The 289-nt window shown below is 45.0% G+C and carries 1 protein-coding gene; it reads right to left on the reverse strand.

Going from position 1 to position 289, the window contains the following annotated elements:
- On the reverse strand, positions 1–194 hold a 194-nt coding region (locus tag HMPREF2572_RS10115), incomplete at its 3' end, for an Arm DNA-binding domain-containing protein (protein ID WP_148132331.1).
- Positions 195–289: the final 95 nt, after the last annotated feature.

Raw genomic sequence — 289 nt, forward strand, 5'->3', positions numbered from 1 at the left:
TCTACCAGTGATACGGTTGGATATTTGCCGATAGTAAATGTTTTCTCTTTGCCATCTATACGGTATTTCAGGCGGAAAACTTTCCCGCCTGCTGGGGTAACTTCAAGATACAAGCCGCCACCGTCAAACAGCTTGGTCTTTTTCCCTGTTTCGGCGGGCTTGGCGTTTTTGATTTGTCGGTCATTCAGTGGCATGGTGGGGGTATGTTTTAGGGGGTATTTTCAGATACCCCGAATCATACCCCCTAATATTGGTTGCTTCAATTAAGCTGAATTAGACGGAATTATAC

Origin of the sequence: Neisseria sp. HMSC064E01, from assembly GCF_001808875.1 — a bacterium.
GTDB classification, from domain to species: Bacteria; Pseudomonadota; Gammaproteobacteria; order Burkholderiales; family Neisseriaceae; genus Neisseria; species Neisseria sicca_A.